The following is a 14,264-nucleotide window of genomic DNA, read 5'->3' on the forward strand; positions in this document are numbered from 1 at the left end:
GCGCACGTGCGGGCTGTCAGATCGGTGGAGGTTGCGGATGGCTGCATATCGGACCGTGGTCGTGGGCACGGACGGATCGGATTCCTCGTTCGCCGCGGTCGACCGGGCGGCGGGTGTCGCCGGGGACTCCGGAGCGACCCTGGTCATCGTGTGCGCCTACTACCCCGCCACGAAGGGCGACGTGGAGAAGGCGCAGGACGTCCTCGGTGACGAGGCGTACCAGGTGGTGGGCTCGGCCCCGGCCGAGGACACCCTCCTGTCCGCCCGTGACCGGGCGGCGAAGGCCGGCGCGAAGAGCATCGAGACCGCCGCGGTCGTCGGCGACCCGGTCGACTCACTGCGCAAGGTCGTCTCCGAGCGCTCCGCGGACCTGCTGGTGGTCGGCAACCGCGGGCTGAACACGCTCGCGGGCCGCATCCTGGGTTCCGTGCCGTCCGAGGTCGCGCGGAAGTCCGGGGTGGACGTGCTCATCGTCCACACCACCTGATGCCCGAACCCGGCGAGATCTCGCCCGACGCGCTGCAACAGCGCCTCGAACGGATCCTGCTCGGCGGAAGGCGCAAGTACACCCGGCTCGAAGTCGCCGAGAAGGCAGGCGTTCCCGAGGAACGCTCTCGGCGCCTTTGGCGTGCGCTGGGCTTCGCGACGGTCGACGACGACGAGGTCGTCTTCACCGACGCCGACATCGAAGCGATCCGCACGGCCGATCAGCTGATGAACTCGGGGCTGATCGACCCGAGCATCGAGCTGGCCGTGACACGCGCGCTGGGCCAGCACCTTTCGCGTCTCGCGGAATGGCAGGTCCACATGCTGTGGACGATGATCACCGAGAACAAGGAGATCGGCAGCAGCGAACGCCAGATCGGGCGGCTCGTCGAGCGGCTGCTGCCCGAGCTGGAGAAGGTGCAGGAATTCGTCTGGCGCCGCCACCTGGCCGCCTACGCGGGCCGGGCGCTGGCACTGCCGGACGAAGACCTCGAAGCGAGGACCGAGGTGGTCGGCTTCGTCGACATGGTCGGCTACACCCGGCTGACCAGGCAGGTCGACGAAGAAGAGCTGACCGACATCCTCGACCGGTTCGAATCCGTCGCCACCGAGGTGGTCGCGGATCACCACGGGCGGATCGTGAAGATGATCGGCGACGAGGTCCTGTTCGTCGCCGATTCCGCCGTCGACGGGGCCGAGATCGCCCTTACCCTGTCCGCACGCGCCGATGCCGACGAGACCTTGCCCTCCGTGCGCGCGGGGCTGGCTTCGGGCCGGATCCTCAGCCGGTTCGGCGACGTCTACGGCTCGGTCGTGAACCTCGCCGCCCGCCTCACCTCGACCGCGCGGCCGGGCACCATCCTGGTCGACAAGGAACTCGCCGGCGAGCTTTCGGGGTTCCCGCAGTACGAGGTCCGCTCGCGGCGGCCGGTTTCGGTGCGGGGCTACACCCGGCTGAGGCCTTCGTCCCTGCGCCGGGCGCGGGACCGGCCTTCGGGCATGTTCGCGTCTTCGCAACAGCTCGCCGCGGAGATGCTGGGGCTGGGCGACGCCACTCCGGACCCGACGCCTGCTTCGGACGAGGTCGAGGACGCCACCGCGGACTCGGTGCCGCCTCGGCCTCGGTCCAAGCGGCGGCGGCGCTGATCCCCTGCCGGGGAGCAAGGGACCTTTGCTACCACTTCCGCGGGTCGTGAGTGACGATTCGGGTTAGAACACGAATCGTCACTCACGACCACCGCGCGTCAGGCGGGCAGCACGGCGTACTGGCGCACGTAGAGATCGGTGTAGGTGACCGGACCACGCGGGCCGGGGACCTTGTCCAGGTTGATGCCGGTCTCGGGGACGGCGAGGAGCTTGAAGCCGTCGAGCAGCCGGGTCGGGGCGTTCCAGAAGACGCCGGTGCCGGTGTACGCGTCGAAGAACGCGTCGGCGGCTTCGCTGCTCTCGGTCGCGATGCCGGCGGCCAGGCCGGAGGTCCGCTCGTTGGCGATCTCCGCCGCTTCGGGCAGGCCGGAGACCTTCGCGACGGTGACGGTCGCTTCGCGGTCCGAGTCGAGCGCCCATTCGTAGCCGATGGCGTGCTCGTGCGGGGCGAGCGAGGGCGTGACGCCGCGTTCGGCCAGCGCGCCGGAGATGCCGGGCCAGACGCGGTCGTGGGCGTTCTCGTGGATCAGCAGCAGGTTCAGCCGGTTGCAGACGCCGAGCCGGTCGAGGCTGTTGAAGACCAGGTCGCGCACCTTGTCGGTGTCGGCCGCCTCGTCGACGTACAGCACGCCGCCGCCGTCGGCGTGGGCCAGCGTCCGGACGCCGTGAACGGCCGCCTCGGTGGCCAGTGCCCGGGTGCTGTCACCGCTGCCACGCAGGATGACCAGCGGCACGAGCTCGGGGAAACGGACCAGCGCGGACGCCGCTTCACGCTCGGCGCGCGGCACCAGCTGGATGACGTCCGGGTCGATTCCCGCCTCGGAGAGCGCGGGCGCGATCACGGTCTCGCGCAGACGCTGGGCCGAGCCGAGCGCGGCGGAACCCGTGCGGAGCACGCCACCGTTGCGCGACTTCACCAGCTGCGAGGCGACGTCCACCGTGACGTTCGGGCGCGCTTCGTAGTTCGCGCCGATCACACCGACCGGGCGGCGACGCTCCACCAGCCGCAGCCCTCCGTCCAAAGTGGACACATCGACGGAGCGCTCCTGATGCGGCGCGCCCGCCAGGAGACGGAGCTGTTCGGCCATGCCGGTCAGCCGCTCGGGCGTGATGGTGAGCCTGTCGAGCAGGCCCGCGCTCATGCCGTCCTCGCGTGCCTTGGCGATGTCGGCCTGGTTCGCTTCGAGCACGACGTCGGCGTGCTCGACCAGCTTGTCCGCCATGGCGTTCAGCGCGGCGTCGATCGCCTCCGCGGTGGCGGCGGCCAGCGACGGCGCGGCCCGTTTCGCCGATCGAGCGCATTCCTCGACGGCCTTGGCGACCTCGTCCATCTGCTGACTCCTTCCGCGCGGAACGAGCCATCAGTCTGCCGTACCGCCCCGGTCAGGCGACGGTCGGCTCCAGCAGCCACAACCCGCCCGCGAAGAGACAGCTCACCGTCAGCACGGCCATCACCAGCACCCACAGCACCGCGGGCATCCCGGTGAGCCTGCCGAGCTGATCGGCGTCGGAATCCCGCGCCGCTCCCCGGCGCCGCTTGATCTGGAGCTCGACCACCGGCCGAACACCGCCGAACAGCAGGAACCAGGTCAGCAGGTAGACGAAGATCGCCTGGAACCACGAGGGCGCCACCAGCGCGACCAGCCCGAGCACCACCGAGCTGGCGACCACGGTGAACACGCCGTAGGTGTTGCGCACCATCACCAGCACGCCCAGCAGCATCAACGCCATCATGATCAGCACGACGGTGATCAGGTCCGACGAGAGCAGCCCCGCGAACACCAGCCCGAGCACCGCGGCCGCCGGGTACCCGGCCAGCGCGGTGAACGCCATCCCCGGGCCCTCCGGTTTGCCACGGGAGACCGTGACTCCGGAGGTGTCCGAGTGCAGCTTGATGCCCTGCAGCCGACGGCCGACCAGCACCGCCGCCAGCGCGTGACCCGCCTCGTGGACGAGCGTGATCAGGTTGCGGGCGATCCGCCAAGGCCTGCCTGAGAGCACCACGAGCAGCGCGAGACCACCGGTGACCAGGGTGATCGTGCCGGGCGGGGTGGACTGGGCGATGTCGGAAACCGTTTCGGCGGGAGACGAGCTCACCTCACCAGCTCACCACAAGCCGGATATGTCCCGTGTCAGGCGGTCATCGAACTCCCGATCCCGCGCGTGCGAAACTCCCGTCGTTGCGCAGGGCGAAAGCCACCCAGCTGCGGAACGGCCGCCATACCGCGGACAACTCCTCCAACTCCTCGGGTGGCGCCATCGGCAGGTCGTACGCGGCCCGCATGGCCTCCTGTAACCGGGGCTCGCCACTGGGGAAGACGTCCGGATGCCCGGCACCACGGATCAGGATCAGCTGTGCCGAGAACGGGCCGATCCCAGGCAAGCGCTGCAACCAGCGCAACGCGTCCGGCACCGGCATCGCGCGCAGGTACGCGGCGTCGAGCAGACCGTCCTTGGCGGCGTTGGCCACCGCGCGCAACCGCTCGGCCTTCACCTCCGGCAGGCCGCGTCCTACCTCCGGCCCGGCCAGTACGTCCGGCGCCGGGAACGACCTGAGGACCTTCCCTCCGACGTCCACCGGCCTGCCGAATTCCTCGGCGAGCCGACGTTTCACCGTGGCGGCCTGGGACATCCGCGCCCGGTGGCTCAGGATCGCCCAGCATGCGGCTTCATAGGGCGAATGGAACAGCACCGGCCGCAGGCCGGTGTGCGCCTGCTGGAGGCGGCGCACCACGGGATCCGCCGTGCCGATCTTGGCGAAGCCGACGCCGTCGACGTCCACCGACAGGATCCGCCGGACCTGGGCGCCGACTTCGACGGCGAGCCCCTCTTCGGCGAAGACCTCCACCTCGATCGAACCGGGCGATCTCTGTCTGACGGCCGCACCGACATGCTCCCAGCCCGCTTCGGCGGGGAAGGCGAAGCGCAGGGTGCCGGGTTCGGCGGCCGCGTCCGCGCGGCACGCGGGCGGGAAATCGGTCAGGAAACGGATGGACTTGTCGAGGTCGAACGGGCCGCGCACCGGGATGCGGAGCGTGGTCGTGGCGGTGTGCTGCAGGATCGAGCCGGTCATTTCGTGCTCCTTCGGCTGGGGAACGGCGACTCCCTCCGACGTTAGAGACGGCCACCGACAGTTTCGGGTCGCGGCGGCGGGAATGTCGCGAACGGACCGGTCATGGCAGATTCTCCGGTGAGGACCGTGAAGGGAGCAGCCATGCCGGACCATCGCGAACGTCTCGAAAGCCTGCTGAGGCCGGGCACCACGCCCACCACCACCGGGAAGGGTTTCCTTGACCTGCTGGGAGAAATCCCGCAGGCGGGGCCGCCGACCGGACTCGCGCAGCGGCTGATGCGCACCTCCGCCGTGCCGATGATCTACGAGCGGTACTGGCGCCCGGCGCTGGGCAGGGTCGCGAAAGGACTGAACGGCCCGACGATGGCGGACGAGGTCCGCCTCGCGATCGAAGCGCTCGGCCTGCACGCCGGTCAGGTCGCGCTGGACGTCGCCTGCGGCACCGGCCGGTTCACTCGTGCCTTCGGCGAAGCGGTCGGGCCGGACGGCCTGTCGATCGGGCTCGACGGTTCGGTCACCATGCTGGAGAAGGCGCTCGCCGCGCCCAATCCCCCTTCGGTGACCTATCTGCGCGCCGACGCCGTCGACCTGCCGCTCGACGATTCCACTGTGGACGCCGTCTGCTGCTTCGCCGCGCTGCACATGTTCGCCGATCCCGACGCGGCGCTGGATTCGTTCGCCCGTGCGCTGAAACCCGGTGGCTCGCTGGTGATGCTGACCAGTGCCCGGCACAGCGATCAGCCGATGCGGCTCGCGGACACCGTCCTCGGCAGGCTGAGCGGGCAGCGGATGTTCGACCGCGGCGAGATCGCGATCAAGCTGTTCCAGCGCGGTTTCGACCACGTCGAAGAGCGGTACTCCGGTGTCACGCAGATCGTCACGGGCGAGCTAGGAGTTAACATCCGGAAATGATCCGCTCTGAGCACGCTTCGCCGATTCCTCCCGACGACGGCTACCTCCGCTCGCTGGTCGACGCGACCGCGGACGCCGTCGCCGCGGCCGAACCCCTCGGTTCGCCCCATGACGGCGCGGACGCCGCCACACGAGACGCCGTAAGCGCCGACATCCGCGCGCTGGCGGCGGAATTGGTGGGGCTGAGCCAAGACCTGCACGCTCATCCAGAAGAAGGTTTCGCCGAACACCGCTCGGTCCGCGCGCTCGGCGACCTGCTCGAGCGGCACGGCCACGAGGTGACGATCGGCGCGGGCGGCCTCGACACCGCCTTGGTCGCGACCACCCCCGGCAGCGGGCCGCATATCGCGGTCCTCTCCGAATACGACGCGCTTCCCGGGCTCGGCCACGGCTGCGGGCACAACGTCATCTGCACCGCGGGCGCGGGCGGCTTCCTCGGCGCGGCGGCGGTCGCCGAACGGCTGGGCGGCCGGGTCTCGCTGATCGGCACGCCGGCGGAGGAAGGTGGCGGCGGCAAGGAGACAATGGCCCGCGCCGGCGTTTTCGACGACGTCGACGCCGTGGTCATGCTGCATCCGTTCAGCCACGACATCGCCATGCACCCGTTCCTCGGCAGGCGGCAGCTGGAAATGGTCTTCCACGGTGTCGGCGCGCACGCCTCGGCTCAGCCGTTCATGGGCCGCAACGCGCTCGACGCCGCCGTCGCCGCGTACCAGGGAGTCGCGGCGCTTCGGCAGCATCTGCCTTCCAGCGACCGCGTCCATGGGGTCTTCACCGACGGCGGCGCGCGGCCGAACGTCGTCCCCGAACGCGCGGCCCTGCTGTTCTATCTCCGCTCCGCGCAGCCGGACACGCTGCGCGACCTCGCCGAGCGGGTTTCGGCGATCGCGCGCGGTGCGGCGGAAATGACCGGCTGCGGAGTCGAACTGCTGTGGGACGCCCAGCCCGCGTATCTGCCGATCCGGTTCAACTCCACCCTCGCCGGCCGCTGGTCGGTGCACCAGGTCGACGCCGGCCGCAAACCGTTGCCGCCCGGTATCGTGCCCGAATTCCTCACCGGCTCGACGGATCTCGGCAACCTCTCCTACCGGATGCCCGCGATCCACCCGATGATCGCCATCGCCGGACCGACGACCGCCTTGCACACCAAGGAGTTCGCGGCCGCGGCCGGTTCGCCGGACGGCGATCGCGCGGTCGTCGACGGTGCGCTGGGGCTGGCGCTGACCGCCGTCGACTACCTGGCCGACGCGAAACTCCGCGCCGCGGTGCACGAGGAGTTCGAGGCGTCGGGCGGAGCTTTGGACGTCCCGGCGTTCTTCGACTGAGCGTTCTCAGGTAATTCTTCTCAGGAAAGCACAGGGGGATTCCACAGGCGGTTCACAAGTACGGGCGCGAATCTTGTTCCATGACCGAGAACGAGAGTCGGCCAGGTCCCGCCTCAACCGGTGGGCACCAGCCGCCGCACCAGCAGCAGTACCCCGGTTACACCCCTTGGCAGGCCGCGCCGAATCCACTCGTCACCCCGCCACCACGCAAGAAGGGCGGCAGGGTCGCCGTCCTCGTCAGCGCGACGGCACTCGCCGCCGCACTCGTCGGCGGTGTCGGCGGAGCGGCGATCACGGGGCTCGGCACCGCGTCGTCGGCGTCGGGCACGGGTTCGTCCGCGGTCGCCAACGGGCAACTGGTCGGGAACAACACTTCGGGTGACGTCAGCGGGGTCGCCGCGAAGGTGACGCCGAGTGTCGTCCAGGTGAACGTGACCACCGCGCAGGGCGAGGCGGTCGGCTCCGGCGTCATCCTGACTGCGGACGGGCGCATCCTCACCAACGCACACGTGGTCGCCGACGCCGAGGGCGACGTGACCGTCACCCTGTCGGACGGCAAGCAGTACAAGGCGAGCGTGGTCGGCGCCGACACGAAGGCCGACATCGCCGTGCTCCAGGCGAAGGACGCGAGCGGCCTGACGCCGGCTTCGCTCGGCGACTCGAGCAAGCTCGCCGTCGGCCGGCAAGTCGTCGCGATCGGCTCGCCCGGCGGACTGCAGAACACCGTGACCACCGGGATCGTGAGCGCGCTGAACCGCAAGCTCGACGAGTTGAGCAGCGGCCAGGAGCGGCGCTCGCCCTACAGCAGGACCACGAACGAAGCCGGGCCGAGCTACACCGCGATCCAGACCGACGCCCCGATCAACCAGGGCAACTCGGGCGGGGCGCTGGTGGACGCGCAGGGGAACGTCATCGGCATCAACTCGGCGCTGTACAACCCGGCCTCGACGGGCAGCATCGGCATCGGTTTCGCGATCCCCATCAACGACGCGAAGAAGATCGTCGAGCAGATCGTCGGCTGACCCGGCCGTCTGGACCGCGTCAGGGGGCGGCCCAGCCGGTGAGCGTGTGAAGGACTCCTCCGGGGGAAGGAGTCCTTCACACGCGTTCAGAGTTCGTAGCTGAGGGTGAAGGTGTGGTTGCCCTCGTCGTCCTGGACGATCTCCGCCGTTCCGGTGATGCCTGCCAGCTCACCGTGACCGGAGCCCGGCAAGACGATCAGGTGGTGCCCGTTCTCCCCCGCCGAGTGATGCAGGACGAAGCCGCCCTTGCGCCCGTCGACGGAGACGGCCAGCCGCTCGAAGGCGACGTACGCCGACGACGTCTCGTTCACCGCGGTCAGCATCTCCACGGCGCTGGCCCCTTCGACGTCACCGGTGAACGTCTTGGTCAGCAGCACCCGTGAGAACTCGGTGCCTTCGGCCTTCTCGGTGGCTTGCGGATCCCAGCCGTCCACGGTGAACGATGCTGTCGCGGTGTTGGTCATGCCGCTGACCCTGCCGGACATACCTGACAGATCCCGTCAGGTTTTCCTCACCGCCTCCGGTTCCCGAAGAGACCACGGGTGATCTCCCGTCCCAGCGCGCTCGCCGCCGAGCGGAGGAACGACTTCACCGCCGGGTTCTTCATCGCCTGCTCGACCATGCCGGGGCCTTCCTTCTCCGGTTTCGGAGCCGGCGCCTCCGGAGCAGCCTCACCGGCGGGCGGCGCGGCCACCTTCGCGGCGAGCTTCTCGTAGGCCGACTCACGGTCGATCGTCTCGGAGTACTTCGCGTGCAGGTCCGAAGACGTCGTCGCCGCTGTGATGGCTTCGGCGCCGATGGAGCCCATCTTCGAACGCGGAGCACGCAGGCGGGTCCACGCGACCGGCGTCGGCGCACCCCGCTCGGAAAGCACGGTGACGATCGCTTCGCCGATACCGAGCGACGTCAGCGCCGAGTCCAGCTCGTAGTGCTTCGTCTTCGGATACGTCTTCACCGTCTTCGTCAGCGCCGCCTGATCCTCGGGCGTGAACGCGCGCAACGCGTGCTGCACCCGCGCGCCCAGCTGGGACAGGACGTTGTTCGGGATGTCCGTCGGGAGTTGCGTGCAGAAGAACACGCCGACACCCTTCGACCGGATCAGCTTCACGGTCTGCTCGATGCGCTCCAGGAACGCCTTCGACGCGTCGTTGAACAGCAGATGTGCCTCGTCGAAGAAGAACACCAGCTTCGGCTTGTCGAGGTCGCCCTCCTCGGGCAGCTCCTCGAACAACTCGGCCAGCAGCCACATGAGGAAGGTCGAGAACAGCGCGGGCTTCGACTGGAGGTTGTCCAGTTCCAGCAAGGTCACCATCGCCTTGCCGTCGACCTCGCGCATCAGATCGTGGACGTCCAGCTCGGGCTCGCCGAAGAAGTCCTCGCCGCCCTGAGCCTCCAGATTGGACAGCGCGCGGAGGATCACCCCGGCCGTCGCGGCCGAGACGCCGCCGATGCCCTTGAGGTCCTCCTTGCCCTCGTCACTCGTCAGGTGCGTGATGACCGCGCGGAGGTCCTTCGTGTCCAGCAGCGCCAGCCCGCGCTGATCGGCCCAGTGGAAGATCAGGCCGAGCGTCGACTCCTGGGTTTCGTTGAGCCCCAGGACCTTCGACAGCAGGATCGGGCCGAAACTCGTGATCGTCGCCCGGATCGGCGACCCCTTCCCACCCGTGCCCAGCGACAGGAACTGCACGGGGAAGGCGGCGGGCTCCCAGGAGTCACCCAGTTCTTCCGCGCGCTTGGCGATCTTGTCGTTTCTCTCGCCCTGCGCGGCGAGCCCCGACAGGTCACCCTTCACGTCCGCCAGCACCACCGGCACTCCCGCGGCCGACAGCTGTTCGGCGATCAGCTGCAGGGTCTTCGTCTTGCCGGTGCCGGTCGCGCCCGCGACCAGCCCATGCCGGTTCAGCGTCGCCAGCGGCAGGCGGACCGCGGCGCCGGCGTCGGCCTTGCCGTCGATCACGACCGCGCCGAGCTCGACCGCCGCGCCCTCGCTCACGTACCCCTGCGCGATCTCCTGGGCTGGACCTTGTTCGACCACTGTCGCTCCCTGGTCTGTGACATGACTCACCTGAGGATGCACACGCTGCCAGCAACGCGCCGAACCCGCACGTCGCGCGTCACGAATCCCCGGGTCGGGTTAGGGTTCCGGGGTGAACGACCGCCTAGTCTGGATCGACTGCGAGATGACGGGGCTCGACCTCGGCAAGGACGCGTTGATCGAAATCGCCGCGCTGGTGACCGACGCCGAGCTCAACGTCCTCGGCGAAGGCGTCGACATCGTCATCCACGCCGACGACGAAGCTCTCGACGGCATGCCGGAGGTCGTCCGCGAGATGCACGCCCACTCCGGCCTCACCGAAGAGGTCCGGCGCTCCACCGTGACCATGGAAGAAGCCGAGCAGCGCGTGCTCGAGTACATCCGCGCGCACGTGCCCGAGGCGAACGTCGCCCCGCTCGCCGGCAACTCCATCGCCACCGACCGCGGCTTCATCACCCGCGATATGCCCCTCCTCGACGCGCACCTGCACTACCGCATGGTCGACGTCTCGTCGGTGAAGGAACTCGTCCGGCGCTGGTACCCGCGGATCTACTACGCCAAGCCCGAGAAGGGCCTCGCGCACCGCGCGCTCGCCGACATCAGGGAATCCATCGGGGAGCTCGACTACTACCGTCGCGTCGCCTTCGTCCCGCAGCCCGGCCCGACCACCGAACAGGCCAAGGCCGCGGCCGCTGAAGTGCAGGAACGCCACGAAGGGTAACCCGTTGCGAGCCCCTGAAACGGGCACGCTAATATAGTGCGGCCGAGGTGATGGGGAGCTCCCCGAGCCCGGCGATGGTGGGCGTAGCTCAGCTGGTAGAGCACCTGGTTGTGGTCCAGGAGGTCGCGGGTTCGAAACCCGTCGCTCACCCCATCACCCCAGTCTGTTCGGGGCCTTCGGCCCCTTCCAACGGGCTGGGGTTTCGCCTTTTTTCGGGGCCGAGCCCCCGGACCCCCATCAGATCGGTGCCGTGAGGGGCGATCGTCCCGGGCGGATTTGCGCAGCGCCTCTCCGCCGAACCAGATACCGGCGCCGGCGATGACGTCGACACCCGTCACGACCGTGACGGTGAGCCCGCCCAAGCCGACCACATCGGCCAAGAAGTCACCGTGGCGCTGCGAGCCCGGCTACCCGAACTGCACCAAGGCCCAGTCGCAGAAGTACCTCGCCGAGCTCGAGTACCAAAGATGCGTCCGTGATCCAGAGAAGACCTGGGACACCCTCAACGGGACGCCCGAGCCCGGAACGCCATGAGGGGTCCCCTTAGGACGAATTCCGTCCTAAGGGGACCCCTCATGGCAATGGGTCAGTTCCGGTCGCCGCCGGTCTTCCAGTCGTCCCACGACATCTGCCACACCGACCAGCCGTCGGTCGGCTCGAGCACCTGCGGCCCCGAGTTGGTGACCGTGATGATGTCACCCTTCTTCGAAGTGTCCATCAGCCACTTCGCGTTCTCCGTCGACAGGTTGATGCAGCCGTGGCTCACGTTCCGCTTGCCCTGGGAACCGACCGACCACGGTGCCGAGTGATAGAAGATGCCGCTGTTCGACATCCGCACCGCGTACTTCACGAACGTCCGGTAGCCGGCCTTGCTGTCCGTCGGGACGCCGTACGTGCTGGAGTCCATCGTGTACCCGTTGTGCTCGCTCATCACCGTGTAGGTCCCGGCCGGGGTGCTGCTCGACGGCTTGCCCATCGAGATCGGCATCTGCTTGACCTCTTGGTCGTTCACCACGACCTTCATCTGGTGCGTGCCACCGTCCGCGGTCGCGACCAGCTTGTCCCCGACGACCACCTTGGCGGGCTTGTCCTCGCGGCCGAAGGTGTTGTTGCCGAGGTTCTTCCCGTAGATCGCCGCGTTGACCGAGATCTTCGTGCCCGGCTTGAAGTACTCCTTGGGCCGCCACATCACGGTCTTCTCGCCGAACCAGTGGAACGCGCCCTCGGCCTGCGGCTCGGTGACGATCTTCAACGCCTTCTCGGTCGCCGCCTTGTCCGGCACGTTGCCGGTGAAGGTGAAGATCAACGGCAGGCCGACGCCGACCGTCTCGCCTTCGACCAGGTTGATCGAGACGCCGATCTGGCGGCCAGGCTTGGCGGTGGAGAACGTCGAGGTCGCGGTGACCGGCTTGCCATCGGTCCCGGTCGCGGCCGCGGTGACGGTGTAGGTCTTGCCGTAGCCGAGCGGTTCCGCCGACTCCCAGCCCGTACCGTCTTCCTTCGGCTTGCCCGCGACGACCTTGCCGTCGGCGCCGGTCAGTTTGACCTCGCCGACCTTGCCGTCGGCCACGGCCACCGTGACCGGCTCGCCGGGCGCCACGTTCGCCGCACCCTGTGTCGGGGTCAGCGTCATCACGGCCGGCTTCGGCTCCGGCGCCGGCGCGGCACTCTGCTGCGAACCCCCAGGAGCACCACCCTGCGACGGCGATTCACCCGACGGTGTACTGCTGCACGCGGCCAGTGTGAACCCGGCCACCAATGCCACCACAGCCACCCGCGACCGCCCCGTCGCTCCCCAGACCCTCATGCACACCGCCCGTTTCGCGTGGTACCAACCCCAACGTCTGGCTATAGTCTGCCTGACCGGCCGCAACGCTCGCGGCCGGATGGCCGAATACGTCCCGGCCCGTCGTTAGGGGACCCCCCTGAAACGGGCCCCAGCAACCCTGTGTTAATGTTTTCCACGTCGCCGAGGGGAACACCAAAGCGGCGGAACAAGCAGGCGCCATTAGCTCAATTGGCAGAGCAGCTGGCTCTTAACCAGCGGGTTCGGGGTTCGAGTCCCTGATGGCGCACAGTAAGAAACCAAAGCCCGCCAACGATTTTCCCGTCATTTCAGGGGTGCCGTTGGTGGGCTTTGTTGATGTGTGAGCCCGAGGTGGGGCCACCGTGAGCCCGTTCGAGTGCCTCTCCTCGATAGATGAGGCGCGGACCTCGGCCGCTGCCCTGACTTCGTTGTTGTCGACCGCGAGTGGCCCGTGACCTGCAGATCTTCTGACCCCGTTCGTAGCCGGCGCGACGAATAAGGCTCGCGGTCGCTTCGGCGCTTGCACGGGCGAGGGACGGGAGCACGCTGGTGTAGGTGTCGGCCGTCAGGACGATGCTGGCGTGGCCTAGCAGCGCTTGCACCGTCTTCAGGTCGTTCCCCGCGGCCAGCGACAGCGTTGCAGCACCGTGCCGGAGGTCGTGGAACCGTACCGGCGGCAGTCCAGACTTGGTGACAAGCCGACTGAACGCGTGCGACACGTAGCTCGGACTCCAGTGCTGCCCATTGTCATGCGCGAAGACCCAGCCATCCGGAGCTCCTCCGGCCGTCTGGAGTTGGGAGGCACGCAGCCGAGTCAGTAGAGCTATCGTGCTTCGGTCCAGTGACACCGTGCGACCACTGGCCGTGGTCTTGGGCAGGCACACCACCGCTTGGCCGTCTCGCTCTTGAATCTGATGAGTCACCGTCAAGGTCGACTCGTTCAAATCGAGGTCGCACCAGCGCAGGCCAAGGGCCTCGCCACGTCGCAGCCCGGTCAAGGCCGCGACGTGGAACAAGGGATGCAGCGGGTGCTGCCCGGTGAACTGGAGAAACGCCGCGGTCTGTTCAGCCGTCCACACCGCCAGCGGCGGACGTTCCCCGGTCGCCCGCCACACCGCCACCCGCGCCTCCGTCCACACCACCGGACGCGGCCGCTGCGGCGAGGGCAATTCCACCCACCGCGCTGGATTGCTCGTGATCAACCCACGCCGGATGGCACCGTTCAACGCGGCACGCAGCACCTCCCGCATCCGCTGCACCGTCGCCGCCGACAACGGCCGCGCCCGCGTCGCATTCGCGCGCAGCAGGCCCGTGAACATCGCCTGCACCCGCCCGATCGTCAACTCCGCCAGCACCACGTTGCCAAGGCGAGGCTTCAAGTAATCCCGAACGAGCTGGGTATAGATCGTCCGAGTCGCCGGACGGATCGTGTGACGAGTCGCCAGCCAGATATCCAGCCACTGCCCCACCGTCACCAGACTCAGATCAGGATCAACATCATCACCCCGCCAATACCGCCGAGCCTGCGTAGCCGCCGTCCGCGAGGTAAATCCGCCACGCCGCAGCCTGCGCCGCCCACCATCCCTGCGCCCCGGCAACTCCACCGTGAAATACCAGCTACCGTGCCCCCGCACCGGCAGCCGCGGACACCGAGGACCACACCGACGTCCCGTCTCCTGATCAACACACCCACACCGCTTCCACACACCACGCTCACCCATCACGACTCCCTGACTC

General features: G+C 68.7%; 14 protein-coding genes and 2 tRNA genes. 9 read left to right on the plus strand and 7 right to left on the minus strand.

Features of this window, described 5'->3' with window-relative positions:
• Positions 1-37: 37 nt before the first annotated feature.
• Together AC069H_RS07835 and AC069H_RS07840 are read left to right on the plus strand one after the other, a co-directional pair.
• Entirely contained in the window at positions 38-487 is a 450-nt protein-coding gene (locus AC069H_RS07835) for a universal stress protein (RefSeq protein WP_478228547.1), read from the plus strand.
• The gene (locus AC069H_RS07840) at positions 487-1,632 is read left to right on the plus strand and encodes an adenylate/guanylate cyclase domain-containing protein (RefSeq protein WP_478231734.1); all 1,146 of its coding nucleotides are present in this window, start codon (positions 487-489) and stop codon (positions 1,630-1,632) included. Before AC069H_RS07835 ends, AC069H_RS07840 begins: the two co-directional genes overlap by 1 nt.
• 98 nt (positions 1,633-1,730) lie before the next feature.
• Here the strand turns inward: AC069H_RS07840 and AC069H_RS07845 are convergent, their stop codons facing one another.
• From AC069H_RS07845 to AC069H_RS07855, 3 genes are read right to left on the minus strand one after another with little or no spacing between them, the layout of a single operon-like run.
• Complete coding sequence (locus tag AC069H_RS07845) at positions 1,731-2,963, minus strand: aldehyde dehydrogenase family protein (protein WP_478228549.1); 1,233 nt, start codon at positions 2,961-2,963, stop codon at positions 1,731-1,733.
• 52 nt (positions 2,964-3,015) lie between these two features.
• On the minus strand, positions 3,016-3,729 hold the full coding sequence (locus tag AC069H_RS07850) for a M50 family metallopeptidase (RefSeq protein ID WP_007031724.1): 714 nt from the start codon (positions 3,727-3,729) through the stop codon (positions 3,016-3,018).
• 43 nt (positions 3,730-3,772) lie between these two features.
• Positions 3,773-4,705, minus strand: a complete 933-nt coding sequence (locus tag AC069H_RS07855) for a DNA-3-methyladenine glycosylase family protein (RefSeq protein ID WP_478231735.1) — start codon at positions 4,703-4,705, stop codon at positions 3,773-3,775.
• A 141-nt stretch (positions 4,706-4,846) separates the two neighbouring features.
• Between AC069H_RS07855 and AC069H_RS07860 the strand changes: the two genes are divergently transcribed.
• From AC069H_RS07860 to AC069H_RS07870, 3 genes are all read left to right on the plus strand, one after another.
• Positions 4,847-5,617, plus strand: a complete 771-nt coding sequence (locus AC069H_RS07860; protein ID WP_478231736.1) for a class I SAM-dependent methyltransferase — start codon at positions 4,847-4,849, stop codon at positions 5,615-5,617.
• A complete protein-coding gene (locus tag AC069H_RS07865) occupies positions 5,614-6,942 on the plus strand; it encodes a M20 family metallopeptidase (RefSeq protein WP_478231737.1) in 1,329 nt (442 codons plus the stop codon). Before AC069H_RS07860 ends, AC069H_RS07865 begins: the two co-directional genes overlap by 4 nt.
• An 80-nt stretch (positions 6,943-7,022) precedes the next feature.
• Positions 7,023-7,964, plus strand: coding sequence for a S1C family serine protease (locus AC069H_RS07870; RefSeq protein ID WP_478231738.1), 942 nt, complete (start codon positions 7,023-7,025; stop codon positions 7,962-7,964).
• An 86-nt stretch (positions 7,965-8,050) separates the two neighbouring features.
• On the opposite strand, the gene AC069H_RS07875 is transcribed toward AC069H_RS07870, so the two are convergent.
• Together AC069H_RS07875 and AC069H_RS07880 are read right to left on the minus strand one after the other, a co-directional pair.
• Positions 8,051-8,428, minus strand: a complete 378-nt coding sequence (locus AC069H_RS07875) for a DUF3224 domain-containing protein (protein WP_478228554.1) — start codon at positions 8,426-8,428, stop codon at positions 8,051-8,053.
• A gap of 47 nt (positions 8,429-8,475) precedes the next feature.
• Positions 8,476-9,999, minus strand: a complete 1,524-nt coding sequence (locus tag AC069H_RS07880) for a helicase HerA-like domain-containing protein (RefSeq protein WP_478231739.1) — start codon at positions 9,997-9,999, stop codon at positions 8,476-8,478.
• 112 nt (positions 10,000-10,111) lie between these two features.
• On the opposite strand from AC069H_RS07880, the gene orn reads away from it, so the two are divergent.
• The 3 genes from orn (at position 10,112) to AC069H_RS07895 (ending at position 11,254) form a co-directional block, all read left to right on the plus strand.
• The gene (gene orn, locus AC069H_RS07885) at positions 10,112-10,720 is read left to right on the plus strand and encodes an oligoribonuclease (RefSeq protein WP_478228556.1); all 609 of its coding nucleotides are present in this window, start codon (positions 10,112-10,114) and stop codon (positions 10,718-10,720) included.
• Positions 10,721-10,797: 77 nt separating this feature from the next.
• Positions 10,798-10,873, plus strand: a tRNA-His gene (locus tag AC069H_RS07890).
• Between the two features lie 165 nt (positions 10,874-11,038).
• Positions 11,039-11,254: a hypothetical protein gene (locus AC069H_RS07895; protein ID WP_478231740.1), complete on the plus strand. Its 216-nt coding sequence runs from the start codon at positions 11,039-11,041 to the stop codon at positions 11,252-11,254.
• A 52-nt stretch (positions 11,255-11,306) separates the two neighbouring features.
• On the opposite strand, the gene AC069H_RS07900 is transcribed toward AC069H_RS07895, so the two are convergent.
• Positions 11,307-12,527 carry a L,D-transpeptidase gene (locus AC069H_RS07900; protein WP_478231741.1) on the minus strand — a complete coding sequence of 407 codons (1,221 nt, stop codon included), beginning with the start codon at positions 12,525-12,527 and terminating at the stop codon, positions 11,307-11,309.
• A gap of 195 nt (positions 12,528-12,722) precedes the next feature.
• Between AC069H_RS07900 and AC069H_RS07905 the strand changes: the two genes are divergently transcribed.
• Positions 12,723-12,795 (plus strand) — tRNA-Lys (locus tag AC069H_RS07905).
• Between the two features lie 40 nt (positions 12,796-12,835).
• On the opposite strand, the gene AC069H_RS07910 is transcribed toward AC069H_RS07905, so the two are convergent.
• Positions 12,836-14,002 (minus strand): tyrosine-type recombinase/integrase, encoded by a 1,167-nt coding sequence (locus AC069H_RS07910; protein WP_478231742.1) that lies wholly within the window; start codon positions 14,000-14,002, stop codon positions 12,836-12,838.
• Between the last annotated feature and the right edge of the window lie 262 nt (positions 14,003-14,264).

The sequence above is a fragment of the Amycolatopsis sp. NPDC043887 genome (assembly GCF_056435665.1).